This window comes from Halomonas sp. 3H, assembly GCF_024206005.1.
GTDB lineage: Bacteria > Pseudomonadota > Gammaproteobacteria > Pseudomonadales > Halomonadaceae > Halomonas > Halomonas campaniensis.
Genome location: NZ_CP100360.1, coordinates 2,614,588 through 2,635,081 on the forward strand (window position 1 = coordinate 2,614,588; position 20,494 = coordinate 2,635,081).

Sequence of the window (20,494 nt, forward strand, 5' to 3'; positions counted from 1 at the left end):
ATGATCAGCGCGTGGCCGGTTCCGGCTCGCGGCCGTCGTCCTGCTCTACCACCATGTCGTCCTCGACGTGGATCGGCTCCTCCGCCTCGGCGTCACGCGCGCTGCGGGCGCGGTGCTCGATCAGGAAGTAGAGGATCAGGCCGATGCCCAGGCCCCAGGCAGCGCCGTGGGTGGCCAGCACCACGCCCATGATGCCCGCCACGCCCATGGCGGTGGCGTTCTTGATCTGCTCCACCGCCACTGCGATGCACAGGTAGCCGGTGATCAGCAGGGTGATCGAGAGCGCAATGGGCAGCACCGGCCGGAAGGCGGTGACCAGCGGCAGCATGAAGAGCGCGAAGAAGCCGACGATCCAGAACACCGAGGTGCCGGAGTAGATGCTCTCCATCGCCTTGCGGCCGTAGCGATAGCGCTCAGTGACCGTGGCCATGGCGCCGGTGAAGAGCGGGCCGGCCAGGCCCGGATAGGGTGCCAGCAGGGAGTGCATCAGGTTGCGCAGGCCGGTGATCAGGTGCACCCGGTCGACGTCCACCTCGATCTTCTCGTCGGGGCGCAGGTGGTCCACTCGCTTGATCAGGGTCTGGCCGACGATGATGTCACCGAAGGCGATGATGTAGGCGATGATCGCAGTGGGAATCGCCGCCACCATCAGCTCCAGGCCCGGCGCGCCGATGGAAAACGGCAGGTAGGCCCAGATGCCGGCGAAGTCGGGAATCGCGATGCCCCACTCCACCGTGGGTAGCGGGTACTCGCCCACCCCCCAGCCAATGGCCATGGTGACCAGCATGCCCGGCACCATGCCGTAGGCGACGATGTTGCGGGCCCAGCGGTACTTCTCGGCGAGGTCGCGGAAGGAGAGCGAGAAGAGCACGTAGAGGGTGATCAGGCCGCCGATGCCCAGCGAGATGGGCGTGTTGTAGAGGCGGCCCCCCACGCTGATCTCGCCGCTGATGGCGGCGATGCCGGCGCCCAGCAGGATGCCTGCCTTGATCGAGTCGGGCACGTTGTTGACCAGCCGGGTCCCCAGGCGGGTCACCGCCATGAACAGGAAGATCGCCGTGACCATCAGCTGCAGGGCGATCATCGCCTTGAGCGCCTCGGGGCCCGGCTCATAGTCGCCGATGAACAGCAGCACTACGGGGATCGCCGGGGTGATCCAGCCGGCGATGAAGGGAATGCCAAGCAGTGGGGGCAGGATGAAGCCGATGCCGCAGACCACCACGAAGGCCAGCGCCACCTCGTAGGGCACGCCCAGGTACTGCTCCAGCAGCGGGATCATGCCCAGGGAGATGACGAACATCACCAGCGCCTGGATGGTCTCCGGGATGGCCCAGGGGAAGTGGATGAAGGGCAGGCGGAGCTTGAAGGGTCCCACCGGCCAGTAGGGTTGTTCCTGGCCATAGTCACGTTTCAGTAGCACGTCGATAACCTCAGCGGTTCTGGTTGTTCATGGGCAGTCCTGTCGCTGTTGTTATTGTTGGCTGAGGGGGTTGTACTCGGGCCGGGCCGAGGGGGACATTCGACCTTGTAACGAGTGAGCCTGTCAGCGGGGAGATAGGCATGTCGACAATCCAACCGGTTTTTCGGGAACAGGCACCGAAACGTCGGGATCGGGCCGGGAAAGGCCGCAAAAGTTGTCGACACTACGACGACGAGATCGAACGTTTACGTGAACGTAAACTTTGGTCCAACGACCCCGTGGGGAGCGCCCGAGCCCCTGACGACGAAGAGGCTTCAACGGGGCCGGCGCGGCGAGCTACCTCGCCGGGACGAAGACCGGGGCACCCTCCACCCAGGCGGTGGCCAGACGCTGCCCGTAGAGTCGCTCCAGGGCAGCCGGGACCAGCATGGCGTCACGCGGCCCCCAGCACGCCTCGCCATCGGGGTAGAGCAGCAGGAGATGGTCGCACCAGCGTGCCGCCAGGTTGAGGTCGTGCAGGCACATCATCACCGCGCTCCCGGCCCTGGCCTGCTCGGCCAGCAGCGCCATCACCGCCGTCTGGTGGCGCAGGTCGAGGTGGTTGGTGGGTTCATCGGCGAGCCACACGCCCGGCGCCTGGGCCAGCACCGTGGCGATGGCGACTCGCTGGCGCTCGCCGCCGGAGAGCGTGCCGACCAGGCGGTCGGCCAGGTGGCCCACGCCGAGCCGGGCCAGCGCCGCCTCGGCCAGCCGGAGGTCCTCCCCCCCTTCCATCTGCCAGGGCGACAGCCAGGGGTGGCGGCCAATCAGGGCCGTCTCGCGCACCGTGGCCGGGAAGCCGTCGTGGTTCTCCTGGAAGACCAGCCCCAGGCGACGCGCCACGTGCCGTCGTCGCCACGCGGTCAGCGACCGCCCATCGAGCCGAATCTCCCCCGAGCGCGGGGCCCGCAGCCCCGCCAGGGTATGCAGCAGCGTCGTCTTGCCGGCGCCGTTGGGGCCCAGCACGCCCCACACCTGACCCGGCGCCACGGCCAGGGTAAGCGCGGCACCCTCGGACCGGCCCGGCACGTCGATCACCAGCTCGCGGGCTTCCAGGCAGCCCCCCATCGGCTCCGACCGCGCCGGCTGTGCCACGGCAGGCGGTACCTCTCGAACGCGGCTGCCTCCCTGTGTCGACCGACCCATCAGCGACTCCGGTAGAGCAGGTAGAGGAAGGTGGGTACCCCGAGCAGTGCCGTGATCACCCCCACCGGCAGCTGTTCGGGGGCGATCACCGTTCGCGCCAGGGTATCGGCCAGCACCAGCAGCGTGCCACCGGCCAGGGCGCAGGCAGGCAGGATCAGGCGCTGGTCGTTGCCCAACGACAGGCGCAGCATGTGCGGCACCACCAGGCCCACGAAGCCGATGCTGCCGGCGCTGGTCACCGCCATGGCGGTCAGCGCGCTCGCCATCAGGTAGATCGCCCACTCCAGGGGGCGCACGGCCACGCCCAGAGCCGCGGCCTGCAGCGGCCCGCGGGCCAGCACATTGAGGCTGCGCCCCAGCGGCAGCGCCACCAGGCTGGCCACCAGCAGCAGCGCCAGCGGGGCCCCCGGCGCTCCGGCATGGGCCAGGTCTCCCATCAGCCAGTAGAGCATGCCGGGCAGCCGCTCCACCGGGCTCACCGACAGCAGCAGGGTGATCACCGCGCCCCAGCCGGCGGCCACCACCACCCCGGTGAGCAGCAGCCGCGACGGCGTCCAGCTGCCGGTGCCGTGGGCCAGGCCGAACACCACCAGCGTGGAGGCAAGGGCACCGGCAAAGGCGGAACCGGTGACCAGCGTCCCGCCCACCCCTGCCAGCATGGCCACCAGCGCCCCCACCGCGGCGCCCCCGGAGAGCCCCAGCACATAGGGGTCGGCCAGCGGGTTGCGCAGCAGCACCTGCATCAGAGCGCCGGCCATGGCGAGCAGGCCGCCCACCGCGAAGGCTGACAATGCACGAGGCAGGCGCAGCTCCAGCACCAGGGTCCGCGACAGGGCGTCGCCCTCCCCGCGCAGCACCGCCCACAGGGTCTCCGGGGTGACGCCGACGCTGCCCACGGCCACCGCCAGCCCCAGGGCCACCAGGGAGGCCAGCGACAGCAGGCACAGCGGCACGGCCCAGCCATGGGCGGCCCGTGGCACGCGCCGCGGATCAGCGCCGGCCACGGGCCGTCTCCAGCGCCTCGCACAGCAGGCCCGCCCCCTCCAGCAGCCGCGGCGTCGGCCGCTGGATCAGCGAGGGCGGCACGAAGAAGAGGTTGTCGGCGGCCACCGCGGTGAGCTCGGGATAGCGGGACCAGTGGGCAAGCCATTCGCGGTTCGCCTCGCCCATGCCGCCGGCCAGGATCACCTCGGGATCGGCGGCCAGCACCGCCTCCTCGGCGATCCGCGGCGCCAGCCGATCGAGATCACCGAAGACATTGACGCCGCCGCACAGGCGGACGACCTCACCGATCCAGTGTGCATCGTTGACGGTCATCAGCGGCGAGTCCCACACCTGGTAGAAGACCGACACCGGCTCGGCCTCGGCATGGCGCTCGGCGAGCTCGGCCATCCCCTCGCGGAATGCCAGGGCCGCGCGCCGCCCCTCTCGTTCGCTGCCGGCCAGGCTCGCCAGGCGCTCCATGGCACCGGCTACCCCCGCGATGTCTCGCGGCTCCAGCTGGAACACCGGCAGGCCGAGGCGCTCCAGGCGCTCTAGCTGCTCCACCGGGTTGCCGGTGATCCAGCCGACCACCAGGTCGGGTTCGAGGGCCAGCAGCGCCTCGAGGTCCAGCCTTGCGTGGTTGCCCACCGAGGGAATCTCGCCGGCCTCGGGGGGGTAGTCGCTGTGGGCGACCACCGCCACCACCCGGTCGCCGGCGCCGGCGGCAAAGAGCAGCTCGGTGGCCCCCGGCGAGAGGGCGGCGATGCGCTCGGCCGGCTGCTCGAGGCACACCTCGCGGCCGCGGTCATCGATGGCGCAACGGGAATCGGCGCGCGCCTCGCCCGGCCCCGGCAGGGCCAGGCCGAGCAAGGCGCAGAACGCGGTAGCGGGGCCGAGGGCCCCGCTGATCCGGCCGCTACTGGCCAAAGTGAACACTCACGAAGGCCGCACGGCCGGCGTTGAGGTAGTCGAAGGGCATCGCCTCGAAGGTGACGGGGTCGAACTCGGCCCCCTGGGCCGTGACGACCTCCTTGTCCAGGACGTTCTCCAGGGTGGCTCGCAGCGACCACATCGGAGCGAACCGCCAGCCGGCCCGCAGGTTGACGATGCCATAGCCGGGCAGGCGCGCCTGGTTGGCCGCATCGTTGTAACGATGATTCTGGGCGATCCAGGAGCCGCCCAGCGACCAGTCGCCCAGCTCGCGATCGACGTCCAGGCGCAGCCCCTGGGTCGCGCGACGCGCCAGGCGCTTGCCGGCGTTGTCGCCGCTGCGGCTCTCGGGGTCCATCCAGGTCAGCGCGGCGGCGAGGGTCCAGTCATCGATCTCGGCTCCCAGGGCCAGTTCGGCGCCCCGAATGCGGGCCTCGTTGACGTTGACGGGACGGAAGGTCTCGTCCAGGGCGATCAGGTCATCCACCTCCGTCTGATAGGCGGCCAGGTCCCAGAACCAGCGGTCGTGCTGCCCGCGAATGCCGAGTTCCAGCGTGCCCGAGGTCTCCGCGGCCAGGTCGGGGTTGCTCGAGCCGACAAAGGGGAAATAGAGCTCGTTGAAGGTGGGCGCGCGAAAGGCGGTGCCATAGCTGGCCCGGGCGACATGGTGCTCGTTCAGGGCGTAGCCCAGGGCCAGGCTGCCGGTCAGCTCCTCGCCGAATGCCTGGTTATCGTCATGGCGAAGGCTGAGCTGGGTCGTCAGCGGCTGGAAGTCCAGCAGGCCCTGGGCGAACACGGCCCGGTTGTAGCGGCGCTCCTCATCGAAGGGCAGCCCCGAGGTCTCGCTGTCGCCCAGGTCATCCTCGGCGTACTCGGCACCGGCCACCAGCTCGTGCTGCCCCAGTGCCAGTGTATTCTGCCACCGGGCAGTGCGCGTGCGTGTCTCGAAGCGTGAGGCATAGCTCGGCGCCACGGTGTCGCGCTCGTCCCGCGCCTCGCTCAGGGTAAGGCGGCTGCGCCAGCGGTCGGTGACGGGAAGCTCGCCATAGACACCCGCCACCTGCTGGACGAAGTCGTCGACTGCCGGTCCGGAAGCATCGAACTCGGCGCGGCCTCGCGAACGCAGCGCCAGCAACCCCACCTCGGCATCGCCCTCGAAGGTGTGCGAGAGCCGCATCAGGCCGGAGGTGTTGTCATGGCCCTTGTCGTCACCCTCCCGGCGCACCGCGGCCCCGTCGGTGTCGAAACGGCTGCCGGCGACGTAGTAGCGGGTCCCGCCGCTGCCGCCGGCCAGGCTGGCGCTATAGCGTTGGGTGTCGAAGGAGCCGCCGCCCACGGAAACCCGCGGCCGTGGGGCGTCCGCCTCACCCTCGGGGGTAAACAGCTGGATCACCCCGCCCACCGCATCGGCGCCGTAGAGGCTGCCGCGCGGGCCGCGCACGATCTCGGCACGCTCGAACAGTCGCGGGTCGAGAAACTCCCAGGATGCTGCCCCGGTGGTGGCGGAACGCAGGCGGATGCCGTCGATCATCAGCACGTTGGCATTGCTGCCGGCCCCGCGCAGGAAGAGGCTGCTCTGCTTGCCGAAGCTTCCCTGGGTCGTGATATCCACCCCCGGCTGACCGCGCAGCAGGTCGGTCATGCTGGTGGGATCCTGGCGGCGCAGGACCGCCTCGTCCAGGACGGTGACCGAGGCCAGGCTCTCGTCGGCGGTGCGTGGCACCAGGGCGGCGGTGACCACCATGGGATTGAGGCTTACCGTATCGGCGGCGCTCTCGGACGGGGTGTCGGCGGCCTGGATGGCCAGCGGCAGTGCGGCCAGGCCGAAGGCGGCCAGGCCACGGGAGGTACGAGTCATGTTCATGTCTGTCCCTTGCTCGCCGTGCTCACCCGCACGGCGTCCTGCTTCTTCTGGTGGGCCGGCGCGGAGGAACAGGGGAAGGGGAGCGGCGCGAACGGTGCGGTCGATGCCCTGCCATGGATTCGCCCTCCGCGATACGGCATGAGCTCTCGGGCCGGTCTCCGGGCTGACGAGCGGAAGCAGGGCTTCACGGAAGGCCGCCTTCCCGTGCCTGGGCACAGTGGCATGAGGGCCGTTCTTGACTCGATCACCGTTGCGGGGGCAGCGTCGGACTCGTCGCTCGGGGGACCGAGGATTTCACCGACTTCCCGTTTCACTGGCGGCCATGCCGCCAGCACCTGAGAGTGCGCGTAAGCTAGCAACCCCACGGGGAAGCGTCAACGCGCCCCGGGCCCGGGATTGATCGGGTGCCGCCAGCCGACGGTGGGCTGACAGACTGTCGCCGGGCACATATACTGTTCATACATACAGCCAAGGTGACCTCGATGGCCCATCCCCCGCCTCGCCATGGGACAGCCCGCAAGGGCCGTGGTGCTACCCTCGATCCCCCCAACCGCTTCGCCCCCGCCATCAGCGTGGCGGAAGACGACGGCTGGTGGCAGGACGAGGCGCCGGCGAGTATCGCCACCGAGGTACGCGAGGAGCGCACGCGCAGCGCGCTGGCCTGGAACACCTCGCCGGACCTGCCCTTCGATCGCTCGATCAACCCCTATCGCGGCTGCGAGCACGGCTGCATCTACTGCTATGCCCGTCCCAGCCACGCCTACTGGGACCTCTCCCCCGGGCTCGACTTCGAGACCCGGCTGATCGCCCGCACCGGCCTGGTGGAGCGCCTGAGGGAGGAGCTGTGCCGACCGGGCTATGCCTGCCGACCCATCAATCTCGCCGGCAATACCGACATCTACCAGCCCATCGAGGCCAGCCTGGGGACCACCCGCGCGGTGCTGGAACTGCTGCTGGCGTGTCGCCACCCGGTGACACTGGTGACCAAGGGGGCACTGATCCTGCGCGACCTGGAGCTGCTCACGGCGCTGGCCGAGCGGCGCCTGGTCCGGGTGATGGTGAGCCTGACCAGCCTCGATGCCGACCTCAAGCGCACCCTGGAGCCCCGCACCGCCTCGCCCGCCGCACGGTTGCGGGTGATCCGGGCCCTGAGCAGTGCGGGGGTGCCGGTCGGCACCCTGGTCTCGCCGGTGATTCCCGGGCTGACCGACCATGAACTGGAGCGCCTGCTGGCGGCGGCTGCGGACGCCGGCGCGTCCACCGCCGGCTGGATGCTGCTTCGCCTGCCCCACGAAGTCGCCCCGCTGTTCGAGGCCTGGCTGGAGACCCACACCCCCGAGCGGGCCGGCAAGGTGATGAGCCTGATCCGGCAGTGTCGCAGCGGCAAGGACTACGACCCGCGCTTCGGCCACCGCATGCGCGGCGAGGGCGTCTTCGCCGACCTGCTGGAGCAGCGCTTCCGTGCGGCCTGCCGGCGGCTGGGGCTCAATACCTCGGCGGCCAAGGCGGCCATGCGCCTGGACACCACCGCCTTCCGCCCACCCCATGCCCAGGGCGACCTGTTCGCCTGACCCGCCGCGCCGATCGGCGGCCCGGCCGGGAAACGACACGGCCTCAGGGAATCAGCACCGCCGCACCGGAGAGTCGTCCCTCGCGCAGGTCATCGAGGGCGCGATTGGCCTCTGCCAGCGGATAGGCGCGGGTCTCGGTGCGGATCGGCACCTCGGGGGCCAGGGCCAGGAACTCCTCGCCGTCGCGACGGGTGAGGTTGGCCACCGACTTCACCGAGCGCTCCTCCCACAGCAGGCGGTAGGGAAAGCTCGGGATATCGGACATGTGGATCCCGCCGGAGACCACCACCCCACCGGGACGCACGTGGGCGAGGGCAGTGGGGATCAGTTCGCCCACCGGGGCGAACAGCAGGGCGGCGTCCAGCACCACGGGAGGCGCCTCGTCGCTACCGCCGGCCCAGCTGGCGCCGAGGCGGCGGGCGAAGGCCTGGGCCGCCTCGTCGCCGGGGCGGGTGAAGGCATAGACCCGCTGGCCACGAGCCAGGGCCAGCTGGATGAGGATATGGGCAGCGGCACCAAAGCCGTAGATGCCCAGGCGATGGGGCGCCTCGGCGCCGGCCAGGCGCCAGGTACGATAGCCGATCAGCCCGGCGCAGAGCAGCGGCGCGGCACCCTGGGCGTCGTCGTCATGGACGGGGAAGCAGTAGCGGGCGTCGGCCGCGACGTACTCGGCGTAGCCGCCGTCGCGGGTGTAGCCGGTGAAGGCGGCGCGCTCGCAGAGGTTCTCCTCACCGCGCCGGCAGGGCTCGCACTCGCCGCAGGTCCAGCCCAGCCAGGGCACGCCGACCCGCTGGCCGGGCGCCAGCCCGGTCACGCCCTCCCCCAGCGCGGTCACCTCGCCGACGATCTCGTGGCCGGGCACCAGCGGCAGGCGCGGGTCGGGCAGCTCGCCGTCCACCACGTGCAGGTCGGTACGGCAGACGCCGCAGGCCAGCACGCGCAGCTGGACCTCGCCGCGGCCGGGACGCGGACGCGGGATCTCCTCCAGCACCAGGGGCTGGCCCGGCGCATGCAGCCGCATGGCGCGCATGGTCTCGGTCATGGTGGCTCTCCTGTGGACGATCGCGGGCAGCTGCCCTGGATGCCGACAGGATAGCCGAAGGCTCAGGCGGCGACCTTTACCTCGTACCCGGTGTACTTGCGCAGGTTGATCACCCCGCTGTCGAGGATCAGGTACTGGCCCTTCAGGCCGAGCAGGGTACCGCCGATCTCCGGGGTCTTGTCGAGATTGTGGGAGACTACCTTGGTGGGGTATTCGAGCACCGGGTAGCCGAGGGTCACCGGCGGCGCGTCGAGCAGGCGGATGGCGTCGTGGCCGAAGCGCTCGCGCAGGTTGGCCAGGCCGCCCTCGAGTCGGGACAGCAGGCGGTCACGCTCGGCGGGCAGGTCCATCTCGACGGTGTCACCCTTGAGCATGGCCCGCCAGTTGGTGCGGTCGGACACCTGCTCCTTGAACAGCATCTCGACGAAGCCGGACTGCTGGCGAGTGTCCACCTCGAAGACCGGCAGGGCCTGGACGGCGCCCTGGTCGAGCCAGCGCGTCGGCACCTGGCTGCCACGGGTGATGCCCACCTTCAGGCCGGAGGCGTTGGCCAGGTAGACCACGTGAGGCTGGAAACAGTGGCGCTCGGCCCACTCCGGCTCGCGGCAGGTGCCTTCGAAGAAGTGGCAGGTCTCGGGCTTCATGATGCAGGTATCGCACTGGGCCAGCTTCTTGAAGCAGGGGTAGCAGTAGCCTTGGGCGAAGCTCTTCTTCGTCGCCCGGCCGCAGTGGGTGCAGGCGATGGCGCCGGTCCAGGTGAGCGTGAGCGGCCGACCGAGGCGCTCGTTGAGCACCAGGCGCTGCTCCCCGGCACGCAGGGTGTAGCGGGCGGGCTCGCCGCCCTGGCCCGGGGCGATGGCCATCTTGGTGAGGCAGCCCTGGACCTTGGCGGCCGCGGCGATCGACTCAGTCACGGCTGGCGTCCTTGGCCAGGCCCGCCAGCGCCGGGTCGACGTTGGCACCGCTGCTGGCCCCGCCGCAGGTGCGCCGCTCCAGGTAGCCCACCCGCTCGCTCTCCGGCACGTGGTTCTCCACCTCGTAGCGCATCACCGCCTCGAGACACAGCTCGGTCTGCTCGCGGGTCAGCATCCGGCCGTCGGGCCACTTGCGCAGGGCCACGGCCTGCTTGAGGCTGTCGTAGATGGCCGGGGTCATCTGCTGGATCATGCGCTCGAAGGTCATATCGCTCATGGTTCGTCTCTCGGTGGTGATGGCAAGCTCAGCGCTGACGGCGTGCTCGCCCGGAATGGTACCAGCCCAGCAGCAGGCCCACGACCAGCCCGCCCAGGTGCGCCTCGTTGGCCACGTTGCCGAAGCCCACGGCGCCGGCCATGTCGGTCATGGTGAAGACCATCCAGCCGAGCATGAAGACCACCAGCATCTGGGGCACGAAGAAACCGCTTCGCGGCGCCCGACGTGACATCAGCCAGACGTAGCCGAGCAGGGCGAAGTCGACCCCCGACATGCCGCCGAACAGCACGGTCCCGGAGGCGTACTGGGCCAGGTTGGCGCCGATGCCAGCGGCCAGCAGGATCGTCAGCATGCGCCCGCTGCCCTGCAGCGCCTCGACCTGGCGGCCGAAGTACCAGAGCCACAGCATGTTGAAGATCAGGTGCATCCAGCCGAAGTGCAGGAAGGCCGGCGACAGCAGCCGCCAGACCTGGCCGGAGGCCACCGCCTCGGTCAGGCTGCCCACGGCGAGGCTGCCGTTGACCACGCCCAGCGGCACGATGGCCAGGGCCGCGATCACCCGATCGCCCAGCACCGCCATCACGGCGAACACCAGCAGGCAGAGGCCCAGGGTGACCGCGGTGACCGGCGCCTGGCGCAGCGGACCGAGCAGCGAGGCCGCACCGGCCGTCGGATGCGTCGCGGCGGGCCTCCCATCGGGCATCAGCGGCTCGCCACGCTGCCAGCGGGCCACCAGCTGCAGCAGGGCGTCGTGCTGGGCCGGGTCGGCCAGCCACAGCATCTGGCCCTCCTCCTCCTCGGTGATCCGGTGGCCGATGCGGTGCGCCCAGAGGGCGCGCCGCAGCTCACCGGTATCGGCCTCGCGGGGCAGCAGGATCACCCGGTACATGGCACCTCCCCAGCCGCGCAGGGCGTGGCAAGCGGACACAAAGAAAAAGTCCGGCGGAGGGGGCCGCCGGACAAGAGCAAGGGATCATTCAAGGGAACACCTACTCTGATGACGGACACAGCCAGGAGTTCACGGCGGCGGGAAAGTTTTTTGGTAATCTTTTGTATCAATCGAGGTCGATCTCCCAGGGCCGTGGACGGGTCTGCTCCTCGCGGGGCACCCGCAGCCAGACGAAGTGGTCGGCATCCAGGCGCCGTTCGCCGCTCCAGCGGTAGGCCACCAGGCGCCCGAACTTGACGGCGCTGTAGTCCAGGCAGGCCACGTTGGGCGCCGGCAGGGCCGGCACCCCCTCACACCAGTAGTGGCCGATGAACAGCGGCGGCTCGTCGAGCCCATAGTGGCTGAGCCGGGCGCGCTCCTCGTCGGTCAGCGTCCTCAGCTCAAGATCGCCGGGCAGGTTGTCCGGCTGGAACACCACGTCACCCCAGGTCTCCGGTTCCCTGGCCCAGAAGTGGGCCCGGAAGCTGCGCCGGGTAAAACCGTCACCGGAGTGGATCTCGGTGCCGGTGGGCAGTGGGATATGGGTACCGCGGGTCAGGCGATCGAGGATCTCGAAGGCACGCGTGCCCGGCGCCGTGGACTCCACCAGGAACGCCTCGTCCATGCAGCCATTCGGCCGGCGGCTGCGCAGGTCGTCGATCATCGCCTGGTCCCAGCAGGCGTGCACCACCCGCAGGCCGTCGCGCTCCAGGCAGAGCGGAATGTCGAGGAACCAGGCCAGCGCCTCCTCCCACTCCTGGGGGTGGTCGCGATACTGCTCCAGAGTCTCCTTGATGATGCGGTTGTGGCGCGGGGTATGCTCGCGCAGCCACTCGCGCCCCAGGCCCGAGGGCGCCCGGTGGCAATAGGCCAGGGCGTTGTACTCGTGGTTGCCCATGACGATATGGGCCTCGCCCTCCTCCACCATGCGCCGGGCGATCTGCACCGCCAGGCGGATGCGCGGGCCACGGTCGATCAGGTCGCCGAGGAAGATCACGCGACGCCGGGGGTGGCGATAGACGCCGCCGCGCTGGTGATAGCCGAGCTTCTCCAGCAGGGCCGCCAGGGTGGCGCCACAGCCGTGCACGTCGCCGATCAGGTCGTATCCTTCGAGCTTCGCCTGCGTTCTCACATCAGTCTCCCAGGCGGTTGCTCCAGCCCAGCTTGCTGCGCAGGACCTCGAAGAAGTTGTGGCCGAGCGGGTGCACCAGCTGCACGCGCTGGGGCTTGCGGCGGATCACCAGCACGTCGTCGGGCTTGGCCACCGCGCGGGTCTGGCCGTCGCAGCTGATATGGGGATAGGTCTGGTTGGTCTCGCCGATGTGGATACGGATCTCGCTGGCGGCATCGATGACGATGGGCCGGCTGGAGAGGGTATGGGGAAACATCGGCACCAGGGTCACCACGTCGAGCTTCGGGTGCATGATGGGGCCACCGCCGGAGAGCGAGTAGGCGGTGGAACCGGTGGGCGTGGCGATGATCAGCCCGTCGCTGCGCTGGCTGTATACGAACTGGTCGTCGATGAACAGCTCGAACTCGATCATCCGCACCGCCTTGCCGGGGTGCAGCACCACCTCGTTGAGGGCATCGCCACTGCCCATCAGGGTGCCGTCGCGATAGAGCTCGGCGTCGAGCAGGAAGCGCTCCTCCACCTCGTAGCACCCCTCGAGCACCTCGCCCACGCGGGCCTCGAGCTCGTCCGGCGAGATGTCGGTGAGGAACCCCAGGCGGCCACGATTCACGCCCAGCACCAGGGTGCCGCTGTGGCAGAGGGACCGGGCGGCGCCGAGCAGGCTGCCGTCGCCGCCGACCACGATCACCAGGTCGCACAGCTGGCCCAGCATGCGGCGACTGGCCTCGGGATGGCCATGATCGAGGAGCACCGTGGCGGTGCGGTCCTCGATGATGACGTGATAGCCACGCCCGTCCAGGAAGCGAATCAGCCGCTTGAGGGTCTCGACCACCTTGGCGCTGCCCAGGCGGCCGATCAGACCGATACTGCGGAAGGACGCCTTGTCGCGCCCCGTCGGGGAACTCTGTTCGGATGGCATGCACGGGCCTCTCGCATCGCAGCGGCCCATTATGGCGACTGCCCCGCGCCCCGGCAAACCGGCTCAGGCGGCCGGGAGGGCGCGCCGCTTGAGCCACCACTCGTTGAGCCAGAGCGACCCGGCGATGATCGCCCCGCCCAGCGCCAGCCGGGCGAGGTCGGCGTCGCGGTTCCAGATCACCAGGTTGACCAGCAGGCCGGCGGGGATCAGGGCATTGTTCATGATCGCCAGGGCCCCGGCGTCGACCCGGGTGGCGCCCAGGTTCCACAGGAAGTAGCCGAGCCCGGAGGCCACCAGCCCCAGCCATAGCAGCACGCCCCACTGCACCCCGGTGGTGGGCAGGGCAGTGGCGTTGCCGAGCAGGGCGAAGGCCGGCAGGGCGACGACCAGCGCCCCCAGGTAGAACCAGGCGAAGATGCTGTGGCGCGGCAGCGCATCGGGGAGCTCCGCGGAGAGACGCCGGTAGCCCACCTGGCCCAGGGCGAAGCAGAGGTTGGCGCCCTGCACCACCATGAAGCCGAGCAGGAAGCCGCTGTCGAGGCCATCGTAGCGGATCACCGCGGCCCCCAGCACGGCCAGCGCCGCGGTGAGCAGGTAGAAGGGGGTGAAGCGGCCGAACAGGGCGTCGTCGAGCAGGGTGATGTAGAGCGGCGTAAAGATGGTGAAGAGCAGCACCTCGGGCACCGAGAGCAGCAGGAAGGACTGGTAGAAGAAGATGTACATCAACCCGAGCTGCACCGCTCCGAGCCCCATCAGGATCAGGCGCTGGCGGCCACGCAGCAGCCCGGGGCGCAGGAAGGGCAGGAAGACCAGGGCCGCCAGGGCGACGCGCATCGCCACGGCGAAGTAGCTGTCCACCTGGCCGGCCAGGTAGACCCCGATCAGCGAGAACGAAAAGGCCCACAGCACGGTAACGCCGACGAGATAGCCCACGGTAAACTCCATAACATGGCTTGGTTTACCGTGATTATACGCGTCGAGCGTCGCCTGCCAAGCGACGCGCTCAAGCGATCAGCGCAGCGGGCGGCGCACCCAGCGCAGGGCGTGAAGCACGCCGGGCAGCCAGCCGAGCAGCGTCAGCAGCAGGCTGAGCCCGATCCGCGAGGCGCCCCCGCGTGACAGGCCCACGGCCAGCGGCGGCATCAGGACCGCCAGCGCCACCATGGCGCCCACCGGCTCCGCTGGGGCCCGTTCCACGCCAGGACGAGCCTCGTCTGCGCCCTCGCCAGGGGTGAACGCCTGCACCGCCTCATCCCCGCGGCGCGCCTCGCTGGCCTGGTGCTCCAGAAACCGCCGGTGCGCCTCATGGTCGATCTTCTGCTGGAGTTCCTCGGCGCCCTCGGCCAGTTCGTCGTGGTGGCGCTCCCAGTCCTCCCAGTCGTGGGGGGTGCCGGCGCGGGGCCGATGATCTCCCGCTTCCCGGGCGCGCGACCAGGCCTTCTCCTCCAGGGTGGTGGGGCGCTCGCTGTCGCGCTCCCCGCTCAACCCCTTCCTGGCCAGGTACTCTCGGGCATCCATGACAGACCTCTCTCGATGACGTGGTGACAGGATGCCATATTGGAGCCCCCCACCCGACTCCGGGTTCCGAACGGACCGGCACGGCGGCAGCGGCCGCGAAACGTTGGAAGAACACGACCTCGGGGAGACGGCTGCGTGACAGGAGTCGTCTATGCTGAACTCGAACCGGCACAAGGAGACACGCCATGCCCAACAAGGCCCCCACCACCGTTCGCGAGATCATGTCCCGTGACTGCTACCGGGTCACCGGCAAGACCTCGGTGTCCACGCTGGCCGAAGGCCTGGCCCTGCACCGCCTCCCGGGGGTTCCGGTGGTCGACGAACGCGATCACCTGATCGGCTTCATCTCCGAGCAGGACGTGCTGGGCAAGGTCCTGGAGAGTTCCTACCTCAACGAGGAGCCGCCTCTGGTGCGGGAGCTGATGCGCAACGAGGTGCTCTCGGTCCCGCCCACCAAGAGCATCACCGACCTGGCCCAGGAGATGCTGGGCAGCAAACCCAAGGTCTATCCGGTGGTCGAGCAGGAACGCCTGGTGGGCATCGTGACCCGCCGTGACGTGCTGAGTGCCGTCTTGCGCATGCGCCGCACCTGACCCGTTCCCCTACCGATCACGAGGCCCCCCTCCGGCATGGTCGGAGGGGGGCCTCGGCGTCTGCCCCATACGCCTACCGGGCGCGCAAAAGAAAGCCGCCTCGGGAAGCGAGGCGGCCAAGCATCGATCGAAACTGCAAGCCAGAACAACAGTGTTAGCGACTGCTATCGCGCTGTTGCCTGTGCTACTTCAGACAGTGCTGCGAGGAAAAGTTCGGGACCGGCGACAAATTTCTTGTCGGCGCCGCCGCCGGCCGCCAGGCACCACCCGCAAAAAACTGCAAAAACAGCAACTTGCATCGAGATGACGAAAAAGACCCCGATCCAGCTTGCATGGCTAAGCGGTTGGTTTTACTATCGATTCCGCCCAGCGGGTGTAGCTCAATGGTAGAGCAGAAGCTTCCCAAGCTTAAGACGAGGGTTCGATTCCCTTCACCCGCTCCACGTTTTTGCCGTACATCTGTTCATTTTCGACGTGGGTCCAGGAGCACTCTCCAAGTGCACTTCTGAGTCGGGACCATCCCCAGGTGGCGCCCATGGCCCTCTTCCTGCTCGTCTTCGCCGTCTGCCTGCTGATCTTCGGTGGCATGGTGGCCATCCTGCTGTTATCCGGCACGCCCCGCTACCGCACCGAACCGCGCCGGCTGCTCGAGCTCATCGAGCAGGCGCTGGAAAGCCGCGTGGACGAGACCGAATGGAACACCATCGTCGGCTACCCGATCCGCCACGACGACACCCTGGACGACATCAGGCGCCGTGCCCTGCGGCTGATGGACGAACACGGCAATCACGGCCGGGTCGCCCGCGGCAGGCCACTGCTCGATCCTGAAGGCCAGGAGGAGCTCCGGGCCCTTCGCGACCACCTCGCCCGCCATATCCGTCTCAGGGAGCGTCAACGCAACGTGGAATGAACGGGCGCCGTCATCCGCGCTAGACTATCAGGCTCATGCCGACTGAACGGGGCCCGCCATGTCGAGTGCCATCCGCCAGATCCCCCTCGATACCGCCACTCAGCACCACGCCCACGACTTCCACCAGATCGTGATCGGCCTGCGCGGGCAGGCCGAGTTCGAGATCGAGGGGCTCGGCGGGTCGATCTCGGCGCTGTCGGGCTGCATCGTGCCCGCCAACCATGTGCACTACTACGCGGGGACCGGGGAGAACCGCCAGCTGATCCTCGACCTCCCCGCCCAGGCGCCCTCCCTGACCGGCTTCCACCACGAACTGGCGCGACTCTTCGATGCCCCGCGCTTCTTCACCCTGGATGACCCGCTCAGGCGCTACCTGGACTTCCTGCTCCACGAGCTGGCCGCCTCCCCGACGCCGGCCAGCGCCAGCCAGGACGAACGGCTGGCCGCCACCCTGCTCGGTTGCCTGCATGCCCGCCTGGCCGGCTCACCCGATCCGGCGCATCGCCGCCTGGACCTGAAGAGGCTCGACCGCTTCATCGAGGACCATCTACCGAGCCGCCTCACCGTCGGCGACCTGGCCCGGGAGGCCTGCCTGAGCGAGGCCCACTTCCGCCATCGCTTCCGCGAGCAGACCGGCCTCACGCCCTGGCAGTACGTCCGCCGCAAGCGCCTCGAGGCGGCACGCCGGCTGCTCGGAGAGAGTCGCCTGCCGCTCTCCGAGGTCGCCGCCCTGACCGGCTTCGCCAACCAGAGCGCGCTGTCACACGCCTGCCGCCAGGCCTTCGGCCACGCGCCGAGCCAGATCCGGCGCGCGGCCTTCCCGCCCGCCGGCCAGGTCGCCCGGGCTCGCCGCTGAGTTAAGGGCCGTCGCAGGCACCGGCCCCAGCATTTTTCTAGACGAAAGTCTAATCTCGCAATCAACCTACCGCGCCTTTCCGCGAAATCGACAACAATTCCCGCGGAATCGACAAGCACCCCCACCCTTCGGCTCCTAGAGTCTTGTCCATGGCCGCGCCTGTGGGCGCCACTTGCCTGCCGCGCCCGCGGCGGGCGGCCACCTGACGACACGACCAGGGAACCCTTCATGCTCGATGCCAACAACATGCTGGATGCCGCCACCTGGCAGCAGGACCTCGACACCCTCTTCGCCCGCATCAGCGACCACTACGTGGTCGACGAGGAGGCCTTCGTCGCCGAACTGATCAAGGTGCTGAGCGCTGACTCCCGCGACTTCCAGCGCATCGCCGGCAAGACCGCTGAGCTGGTCCGCGAGGTGCGCGAGATGGATACCGCCGTGGACTCCATCGACGAGCTGCTGCAGCAGTACAGCCTCGACACCCACGAGGGGCTGATGCTGATGTGCCTCGCCGAGGCCATGCTGCGCATTCCCGACAAGGAGACCGCCGATGCGCTGATCGAGGACAAGCTCGGCCCCGCCGACTGGAAGTCCCACCTCGGCCAGAGCGAGTCCTGGTTCGTCAATGCCTCCACCTGGGGCCTGCTGATGACCGGCCGGGTGATCAACCTGGACCACCCGAAGGATGGCCGGCCGGCCAGCTTCATCAACAGGCTGGTCAACCGCCTGGGCGAGCCGGTGATCCGGCGCGCCATGCGCGAAGCCATGAAGGTGATGGGCAAGCAGTTCGTGCTCGGGCGCGATATCGACGAGGCGCTGAAGCGCTCCCGGCCGCTGTTCGACAAGGGCTACAGCTACTCCTACGACATGCTCGGCGAGGCGGCGCGCACCCGGCAGGATGCGGCCAAGTACTTCGACGACTATGCCCGGGCCATCGAACGGGTGGGCAGGACCAGCAAGGCGCTCTCCGCGAAGACACCGGCGCCCTCGGTCTCCATCAAGCTCTCGGCCCTGCACCCGCGCTACGAGTTCGGTCGTCGCGACCAGGTGCTGCACGAGCTGGTCGACAGCGTGAAGAAGCTCGCCGCCATGGCCCGCGAGCGGGACGTGGCGCTGACCATCGACGCCGAGGAGGTCGACCGCCTGGAGATCTCCCTGGAGGTCTTCCGCGCCGTCTACGCGAGCGATACCTGCCGTGGCTGGGGCCACTTCGGCCTGGTGGTGCAGGCCTACTCCAAGCGCGCCCTGCCGGTGCTCCACTATCTCAATCGCTTGGCCGATCAGCAGGGCGACGAGATTCCCCTGCGCCTGGTCAAGGGCGCCTACTGGGACAGCGAGATCAAGGAGTCCCAGCAGCTTGGCGTCGACGGCTACCCGGTCTACACCCGCAAGGCCAGCACCGACGTGGCCTACCTGGTGTGCGCGCGCTTCCTGCTCTCGGACGCCACCCGGGGGCGCATCTTCCCGCAGTTCGCCACCCACAACGCCCATACCATCAGCACCATCCTGGAGCTGGCCAACGAGGCCACCCGCCCGTTCGAGTTCCAGCGCCTGCACGGCATGGGCGAGGCGCTCTACGATGCCGCCCTGACCCGGGCCCCGCAGGGCACCTACTGCCGCATCTACGCGCCCGTGGGCGCCCACAAGGACCTGCTCCCCTACCTGGTCCGCCGGCTGCTGGAGAACGGCGCCAACTCGTCGTTCGTACACCAACTGGTGGACCCCGACGTGCCGGTAGAGTCGCTCTGCGTGCACCCGGCCGAGACCCTGCGCCAGTACCCCACCTACGCCAACTCGCGCATCCCCCTGCCCCGCGACATCTTCGGCCCCGGCCGGCCGAATTCCCGCGGCGTGAACCTCAACGTGCGCAGCCAGTACCAGCCGCTGATGAATGCCATGGCCGCCACCATGGAGAAGGAGCACCGGGTGGGTCCGCTGCTGGCCTTCGAGGTGGCCAATGACCCGGCCAGCCAGCACGCGGTCGCCAGCCCCTACGACCGCCGCCGGAAGGTGGGCACGGTGCAGTGGACCAGCGCCGAGCAGGCCGCCCGCGCCGTGGATGCCGCCTGGGCCGCCTTCCCGCGCTGGGAGAGCACGCCGGTGGCCGAACGCGCCGCCATCATCCGCCGCCTGGGCGACCTGATGGAGACCCATATGGCGGAGCTGATGACGCTCTGCTCCCGGGAGGGCGGCAAGCTGCTCACCGACGGCGTCGACGAGATCAAGGAGGCGGTGGACTTCTGCCGCTACTACGCCATGAAGGCGGAGGAGCTGTTCGGCCAGCCGATCGCCCTGCCCGGGCCCACCGGCGAATCCAACCAGCTGATGCTCGCCGGCAAGGGCGTCTTCGCGGCGATCAGCCCCTGGAACTTCCCGGTGGCGATCTTCTGCGGCCAGGTGGTGGCCGCCGCCGTAGCCGGCAACACCGTGCTGGCCAAACCCGCCGAGCAAACCTCCATCGTCGCCCACCGGGTGATCGAGCTGCTCCATGAGGCCGGCATGCCCCGGGACGTGGTCCAGCTGCTGCCCGGCGACGGGCCCACCGTGGGCAGCGTGCTGACCAGCGATCCGCGCATCACCGGCGTGGTCTTCACCGGCGGCACCGACACGGCGCAGATCATCAACCGCGCCCTGGCCGCCCGGGAGGGCGCCGCCCTGCCGACGCTGATCGCCGAGACCGGCGGCATGAACGCCATGATCGTCGACTCCACCGCCCTGCCGGAGCAGGTGGTCGCCGATGTCATCCAGTCGGCCTTCCAGAGCGCCGGGCAGCGCTGCTCGGCGCTGCGGGTGCTCTATCTCCAGGAGGACGTGGCCGACCGGGTCATCGAGATCCTCGACGGCGCCATGGACGAGCTGCGCGTGGCCGACCCCCGCGACCTGGGCACCGACGTCGGCCCGGTGATCGACGAGGACGCCCGTCGCGGGCTCTCCGCGCACATCGAGAAGCTCAAGGCCGAGGGTCGCCTGGTGGCCGAGACCCGCCTGGACCCGGCCCTGACCGGCGACGGCACCTTCATCGCCCCGGTGGCCTTCGAGATCGACGGCATCGAGGCGCTGGAGCGGGAGCAGTTCGGCCCGATCCTGCACATCGTGCGCTACCGGGCCAGCGAGATCGACCGGGTGATCGAGTCGATCAACGGCCGGGGCTACGGACTGACCTTCGGCGTGCATAGCCGCAACGAATCCTTCGCCGATGAAATAGCGCAGAAGATTCGCGTTGGCAACGTGTACGTCAACCGCAATATCATCGGCGCCGTCGTGGGCGTACAGCCCTTCGGTGGCCAGGGCCTCTCCGGAACCGGCCCCAAGGCCGGCGGACCGCACTACCTGCTGCGCTTCGCCACGGAAAAGACGGTGACCGTCAATACCGCCGCACTGGGCGGAAACGCGTCACTGCTCGCGCTGGGAGACGAGTGAACCCCGCTCGTCTGTAACGACAATAAACTGA

The 20,494-nt window shown here is 69.3% G+C and carries 18 protein-coding genes, 1 tRNA gene and 1 riboswitch; of the genes, 6 read left to right on the forward strand and 13 right to left on the reverse strand.

Annotated elements, in window-relative coordinates; all coding sequences use genetic code 11:
- Positions 1–4: 4 nt before the first annotated feature.
- The 5 genes from NFC98_RS12175 to NFC98_RS12195 form a co-directional block, all read right to left on the reverse strand.
- The gene (locus NFC98_RS12175) at positions 5–1,420 is read right to left on the reverse strand and encodes a xanthine/uracil/vitamin C permease (RefSeq protein WP_254275219.1); all 1,416 of its coding nucleotides are present in this window, start codon (positions 1,418–1,420) and stop codon (positions 5–7) included.
- 336 nt (positions 1,421–1,756) lie between these two features.
- Positions 1,757–2,527: an ABC transporter ATP-binding protein gene (locus NFC98_RS12180; protein ID WP_254277837.1), complete on the reverse strand. Its 771-nt coding sequence runs from the start codon at positions 2,525–2,527 to the stop codon at positions 1,757–1,759.
- Positions 2,528–2,604: 77 nt separating this feature from the next.
- Positions 2,605–3,609 (reverse strand): iron ABC transporter permease, encoded by a 1,005-nt coding sequence (locus NFC98_RS12185; RefSeq protein ID WP_254275220.1) that lies wholly within the window; start codon positions 3,607–3,609, stop codon positions 2,605–2,607.
- Positions 3,596–4,525 carry a cobalamin-binding protein gene (locus NFC98_RS12190; protein ID WP_367948952.1) on the reverse strand — a complete coding sequence of 310 codons (930 nt, stop codon included), beginning with the start codon at positions 4,523–4,525 and terminating at the stop codon, positions 3,596–3,598. Before NFC98_RS12190 ends, NFC98_RS12185 begins: the two co-directional genes overlap by 14 nt.
- Positions 4,506–6,383, reverse strand: a complete 1,878-nt coding sequence (locus NFC98_RS12195) for a TonB-dependent receptor (protein ID WP_254275222.1) — start codon at positions 6,381–6,383, stop codon at positions 4,506–4,508. Before NFC98_RS12195 ends, NFC98_RS12190 begins: the two co-directional genes overlap by 20 nt.
- 131 nt (positions 6,384–6,514) lie before the next feature.
- Positions 6,515–6,737: riboswitch (cobalamin riboswitch) on the reverse strand.
- A 128-nt stretch (positions 6,738–6,865) separates the two neighbouring features.
- On the opposite strand from NFC98_RS12195, the gene NFC98_RS12200 reads away from it, so the two are divergent.
- Positions 6,866–7,954: a PA0069 family radical SAM protein gene (locus NFC98_RS12200; protein WP_254275223.1), complete on the forward strand. Its 1,089-nt coding sequence runs from the start codon at positions 6,866–6,868 to the stop codon at positions 7,952–7,954.
- A 43-nt stretch (positions 7,955–7,997) separates the two neighbouring features.
- On the opposite strand, the gene NFC98_RS12205 is transcribed toward NFC98_RS12200, so the two are convergent.
- From NFC98_RS12205 to NFC98_RS12240, 8 genes are all read right to left on the reverse strand, one after another.
- Positions 7,998–8,996 carry a zinc-dependent alcohol dehydrogenase family protein gene (locus NFC98_RS12205; RefSeq protein WP_254275224.1) on the reverse strand — a complete coding sequence of 333 codons (999 nt, stop codon included), beginning with the start codon at positions 8,994–8,996 and terminating at the stop codon, positions 7,998–8,000.
- Positions 8,997–9,058: 62 nt separating this feature from the next.
- The gene (locus NFC98_RS12210) at positions 9,059–9,859 is read right to left on the reverse strand and encodes a DUF2797 domain-containing protein (protein ID WP_254277838.1); all 801 of its coding nucleotides are present in this window, start codon (positions 9,857–9,859) and stop codon (positions 9,059–9,061) included.
- A 43-nt stretch (positions 9,860–9,902) separates the two neighbouring features.
- Complete coding sequence (locus NFC98_RS12215) at positions 9,903–10,187, reverse strand: YeaC family protein (RefSeq protein ID WP_183332808.1); 285 nt, start codon at positions 10,185–10,187, stop codon at positions 9,903–9,905.
- 28 nt (positions 10,188–10,215) lie between these two features.
- Entirely contained in the window at positions 10,216–11,076 is an 861-nt protein-coding gene (locus NFC98_RS12220; RefSeq protein WP_254275225.1) for a rhomboid family intramembrane serine protease, read from the reverse strand.
- Positions 11,077–11,242: 166 nt separating this feature from the next.
- A complete protein-coding gene (locus tag NFC98_RS12225) occupies positions 11,243–12,247 on the reverse strand; it encodes a metallophosphoesterase (RefSeq protein ID WP_254275226.1) in 1,005 nt (334 codons plus the stop codon).
- 1 nt (position 12,248) lies between these two features.
- A complete protein-coding gene (locus tag NFC98_RS12230; protein ID WP_183332804.1) occupies positions 12,249–13,166 on the reverse strand; it encodes an NAD(+) kinase in 918 nt (305 codons plus the stop codon).
- Positions 13,167–13,229: 63 nt separating this feature from the next.
- Positions 13,230–14,099 (reverse strand): carboxylate/amino acid/amine transporter, encoded by an 870-nt coding sequence (locus NFC98_RS12235; RefSeq protein WP_254275227.1) that lies wholly within the window; start codon positions 14,097–14,099, stop codon positions 13,230–13,232.
- Positions 14,100–14,177: 78 nt separating this feature from the next.
- Positions 14,178–14,684, reverse strand: a complete 507-nt coding sequence (locus NFC98_RS12240; protein WP_254275228.1) for a YqaE/Pmp3 family membrane protein — start codon at positions 14,682–14,684, stop codon at positions 14,178–14,180.
- 185 nt (positions 14,685–14,869) lie between these two features.
- Between NFC98_RS12240 and NFC98_RS12245 the strand changes: the two genes are divergently transcribed.
- From NFC98_RS12245 to putA, 5 genes are all read left to right on the forward strand, one after another.
- Entirely contained in the window at positions 14,870–15,277 is a 408-nt protein-coding gene (locus NFC98_RS12245) for a CBS domain-containing protein (protein ID WP_183332798.1), read from the forward strand.
- Between the two features lie 369 nt (positions 15,278–15,646).
- A tRNA-Gly gene (locus tag NFC98_RS12250) sits at positions 15,647–15,720 on the forward strand.
- Positions 15,721–15,812: 92 nt separating this feature from the next.
- Complete coding sequence (locus NFC98_RS12255; protein WP_254275229.1) at positions 15,813–16,187, forward strand: hypothetical protein; 375 nt, start codon at positions 15,813–15,815, stop codon at positions 16,185–16,187.
- A gap of 58 nt (positions 16,188–16,245) precedes the next feature.
- Positions 16,246–17,043 carry an AraC family transcriptional regulator gene (locus NFC98_RS12260; RefSeq protein WP_254275230.1) on the forward strand — a complete coding sequence of 266 codons (798 nt, stop codon included), beginning with the start codon at positions 16,246–16,248 and terminating at the stop codon, positions 17,041–17,043.
- Between the two features lie 228 nt (positions 17,044–17,271).
- Entirely contained in the window at positions 17,272–20,463 is a 3,192-nt protein-coding gene (putA, locus tag NFC98_RS12265) for a bifunctional proline dehydrogenase/L-glutamate gamma-semialdehyde dehydrogenase PutA (RefSeq protein WP_254275231.1), read from the forward strand.
- Positions 20,464–20,494 lie beyond the last annotated feature (31 nt).

What these genes read in the sequence shown, in the direction of transcription:
- NFC98_RS12240 (WP_254275228.1), bottom strand. Translation starts at nt 14,684, where the DNA reads ATGGATGCCCGAGAGTACCTGGCCAGGAAGGGGTTGAGCGGGGAGCGC.
- NFC98_RS12255 (WP_254275229.1), top strand. Translation starts at nt 15,813, where the DNA reads ATGGCCCTCTTCCTGCTCGTCTTCGCCGTCTGCCTGCTGATCTTCGGT.
- NFC98_RS12180 (WP_254277837.1), bottom strand. Translation starts at nt 2,527, where the DNA reads ATGGGGGGCTGCCTGGAAGCCCGCGAGCTGGTGATCGACGTGCCGGGC.
- NFC98_RS12220 (WP_254275225.1), bottom strand. Translation starts at nt 11,076, where the DNA reads ATGTACCGGGTGATCCTGCTGCCCCGCGAGGCCGATACCGGTGAGCTG.
- NFC98_RS12260 (WP_254275230.1), top strand. Translation starts at nt 16,246, where the DNA reads ATGTCGAGTGCCATCCGCCAGATCCCCCTCGATACCGCCACTCAGCAC.
- NFC98_RS12215 (WP_183332808.1), bottom strand. Translation starts at nt 10,187, where the DNA reads ATGAGCGATATGACCTTCGAGCGCATGATCCAGCAGATGACCCCGGCC.
- NFC98_RS12210 (WP_254277838.1), bottom strand. Translation starts at nt 9,859, where the DNA reads ATGGCCATCGCCCCGGGCCAGGGCGGCGAGCCCGCCCGCTACACCCTG.
- NFC98_RS12245 (WP_183332798.1), top strand. Translation starts at nt 14,870, where the DNA reads ATGCCCAACAAGGCCCCCACCACCGTTCGCGAGATCATGTCCCGTGAC.
- NFC98_RS12200 (WP_254275223.1), top strand. Translation starts at nt 6,866, where the DNA reads ATGGCCCATCCCCCGCCTCGCCATGGGACAGCCCGCAAGGGCCGTGGT.
- NFC98_RS12230 (WP_183332804.1), bottom strand. Translation starts at nt 13,166, where the DNA reads ATGCCATCCGAACAGAGTTCCCCGACGGGGCGCGACAAGGCGTCCTTC.
- NFC98_RS12205 (WP_254275224.1), bottom strand. Translation starts at nt 8,996, where the DNA reads ATGACCGAGACCATGCGCGCCATGCGGCTGCATGCGCCGGGCCAGCCC.
- putA (WP_254275231.1), top strand. Translation starts at nt 17,272, where the DNA reads ATGCTCGATGCCAACAACATGCTGGATGCCGCCACCTGGCAGCAGGAC.
- NFC98_RS12195 (WP_254275222.1), bottom strand. Translation starts at nt 6,383, where the DNA reads ATGAACATGACTCGTACCTCCCGTGGCCTGGCCGCCTTCGGCCTGGCC.